This window comes from Paenibacillus sp. NRS-1782, from assembly GCF_050467685.1.
Taxonomy (GTDB): Bacteria; Bacillota; Bacilli; order Paenibacillales; family Paenibacillaceae; genus Paenibacillus; species Paenibacillus terrae_A.
In genome coordinates, this window is the sequence record NZ_JBITPH010000104.1 from 1 (window position 1) to 3,091 (window position 3,091).

Annotated in this window: 4 protein-coding genes; all 4 read right to left on the bottom strand. The window is 43.3% G+C overall.

Translation table 11 applies throughout. The features are described from left to right. Positions 1-72: 72 nt before the first annotated feature. On the bottom strand, positions 73-918 hold the full coding sequence (locus ACIFQM_RS24785) for a tyrosine-type recombinase/integrase (RefSeq protein ID WP_430066389.1): 846 nt from the start codon (positions 916-918) through the stop codon (positions 73-75). A 158-nt stretch (positions 919-1,076) separates the two neighbouring features. Then, positions 1,077-1,820 (bottom strand): transposase, encoded by a 744-nt coding sequence (locus ACIFQM_RS24790; RefSeq protein ID WP_430066391.1) that lies wholly within the window; start codon positions 1,818-1,820, stop codon positions 1,077-1,079. 65 nt (positions 1,821-1,885) lie between these two features. Further along, positions 1,886-2,026 carry a hypothetical protein gene (locus tag ACIFQM_RS24795; RefSeq protein WP_430066393.1) on the bottom strand — a complete coding sequence of 47 codons (141 nt, stop codon included), beginning with the start codon at positions 2,024-2,026 and terminating at the stop codon, positions 1,886-1,888. A gap of 39 nt (positions 2,027-2,065) precedes the next feature. Further along, a partial coding sequence (locus ACIFQM_RS24800) for a DNA modification methylase (protein WP_430066395.1) occupies positions 2,066-3,091 on the bottom strand: 1,026 nt, incomplete at its 5' end.

Genomic DNA, 3,091 nt, shown 5'->3' on the forward strand with positions numbered 1-3,091 from the left:
TGCACCCTTTGCTGGCGGCTCTGTTTCTACATATAGAAGACCCCCTCCATCCACGACAAAAAGAGTGGCTGCTTACCACTCGATATTTGCCAAGGCTAGTTCCATATCCTGCTGTGTCGTCAGCGTATAGATATTGGTTGTTGCTACGTGATCATGTCCAAGGATTTGCTGGATGGTCGTCAAAGGAGTTGTTTTCACCAGCTTATAGCCAAGCGTATGTCTGAGCATATGTGGCGTCACCTTTACATTGACCCGATCTCCATATTTGTTCAGGATCAGGTTAATCGCATTTCGCTCCAAAGGCCCTCGCTGCCCCATACATAGATATTCTGATTCCACTTGTGGCCTGATTTCAAGATATCGGGTAATGGCTTTTCGCACATCCTTATTGATCGGTATGGTTCGATAGGCATTTCCTTTGCCAAGTATCCTCAATAAACCTTTGCGTTCACTTATCTCAATATCCTTCAGCTTGATGCCAACCAATTCGCTTACTCGTATGCCAGTCCCAATCAATAATTCGATCATACAAATATGCATTCGATTGCCCATCCGGTGAATTTCATTCCGCAGCTTCCACAAATCCTTTTCCTCAAGACCCTTATACTGCCGAACAACCTTGTTCCTGACCGCTTGGATATGTATTTCTTCCTTAATATAGCCTTGTTGATGCATCCACTGTGCGAATACATTGATACTGGCAATCTTGCGGTTGATGGTCAGTATAGCTTGGTTAGTGCTTTGCAGAACCTTCTTGTACTCTACACCATCCAATTCAATCCACTTCTCCAGTCCATATTCCGTCTTGCCCCGATACCAAGCTATGAACTGCAATACGTCCCGAATGTAACAGGAAACTGTGTTCTCGCTCCGATCCTTGCTCCGTAAATGTGCTTCAAACCCTTGAATATACTCCATATTCGCCCCCACCTTCGCTTGTGTGTCACATCATACCGTTGATATGGGGCAAAGTCCAGTGATTGCATAACCTATCTTATGCACTGATTCTGGCTACTTTTGGGGCTAATTCAGGGCTAAAACTGGCGTTTATCTATACAAATACTGACGGCATAACGTTATAGCTGTGAATCTTCTGACTCCATATATCCTTCCTCAATCTCGACCGATTCCTCAATAACTTCATATTCGGCATCCACTACATCCGCTTCAATCATATCCAAAAATAGCTGCTTCCGTTCCTGTTCCAGCGCCTTCGTATTCACCACCAGCTCACGCCGATCATTCCACTCGTTGGGTGCGCGGTTCTTTAAGTAGAAGATCATCGCTGTCGGATTGGGAGGTTGATATCGTTTCACTTTCTCGATACGCGTCTTCTTTTTTCCATTTTTGTCCTCTTCAATAATCGTTTTTATTTCCTCATATTCATACCCTGTAGCAGCTTTCAAAAGTGAATTTTCCACGTGCGATATAGGGACAGATCTGCTCCATTTGACTAGTTCAGCCAGCATCGGATGTTTATCAATATACTCGTACCAAGTCGTTTTACCAATGTCGAGTTTCTTGATAATGTCCTCTGCATTCACGCCTTCTTCGAACCACTGTTGAATCTCCGCTAGTCTAGGATATACATGGGTTTCCCACTTGGTTGGACGTTCCAATGCTTCCGCAAATTTGGGATGCTTCCTGCGATAGTCACCTAACGTCCAGATATGAATATTTAATCGCTTAGCAATCTCCTCATCTGTTGCCCCCTCACGTACCCAAACAGGAATATCCCTGAGCCTTGGCACAACAAATTGATCATATTTGGTCAGTATTTTAGGTTTACTCCTTTTTGGCTTGTCATTGTTCTTGCTCATTCTGCTCACCTCCAGCACGAAAAAAGGGAACAGCCAACTATCGACCATTCCCCATATGTATCAGCTTACCCTTCCAACTCAGCCTCGTAAAACAACTCGATATCCTCAATCACCTTCTGAATCAGCTCATTGTCCTCCATAGCTTCCTCAGCTCCCAGCACATTTACCTTTTCGGCTTGCATACCCTTTAGGAAACGAATCATCATATTCACTTTTGCCTTCCCCAATTGAATCACCCTTTCGGTTTAGTCAGCACATGATACCTCTGACCTTGCCGACTCAGCAACTACTTCTTCATAGTCATACTGCTTACCATCCCGAATCAAATATACACCGCTATCGCTACCAACGTGGGCAATATATCTCTTCACAATCACATCTACATATTTAGAGTCAAGCTCACTGGTATAGCAAATTCGGTCAGTATCTTCGCAAGCAATCAATGTTGAGCCTGAACCGCCAAATGGATCAAACACAATATCACCAAGCTTACTGGAATTTTTAATTGGGTAGCTAATCAAGGGAATCGGCTTCATCGTGGGATGATACTCATTGCGGAAAGGACGATCAAATTGCCATAATGTCGTTTGCTTACGATCACTGTTCCAATAGTGTCCACCTGTCGGCTTCCAGCCATATAATACGGGTTCGTGCATCCAGTGATAATCACTTCTGCCCATTACCATTGCTTGCTTTGCCCAGATACAGCATTGGGATAGTTTGAAACCAGCTTCGATAAATGCCTTTCTAAAATTCAAGCCTTCACTATCTGCGTGGAACACATAAATACTTGCTCCATCATCAGCTACTTCAAACATTGTATAGGCAGCCAATAGGAAATTATAAAATTGGTCGTCATCCATTTTGTCGTTTTCAATTTTCAATGCATCCTTCGTCTTACCCGTATAGTCCACATTATAAGGTGGATCGGTCACAATAAGCTGAGCCTTCTTACCATCCATCAACATTGAAACGATATCCTGCGGATTAGTCGAGTCTCCGCACATGAGCCTATGCTTACCAAGTAGCCAAATGTCACCTTTACGAGTGATCGGATGTTCAGGTAATGCTTCTTCCAGATTAAAATCATCTTCCTCATCCACTAATTCTTCATGTAATGTATCCAGCAGCTTCTCCGCTTCAGACCAATCAAAGCCAGTTAGCTCAATATTATAATCTGCTTCTTTCAACTCATCTAATAATCCAGCCAATGCTTCAAAGTCCCATTCCCCTGTAATTTTGTTAAGCGCTATGTTCAGGGCTTTCTCTTT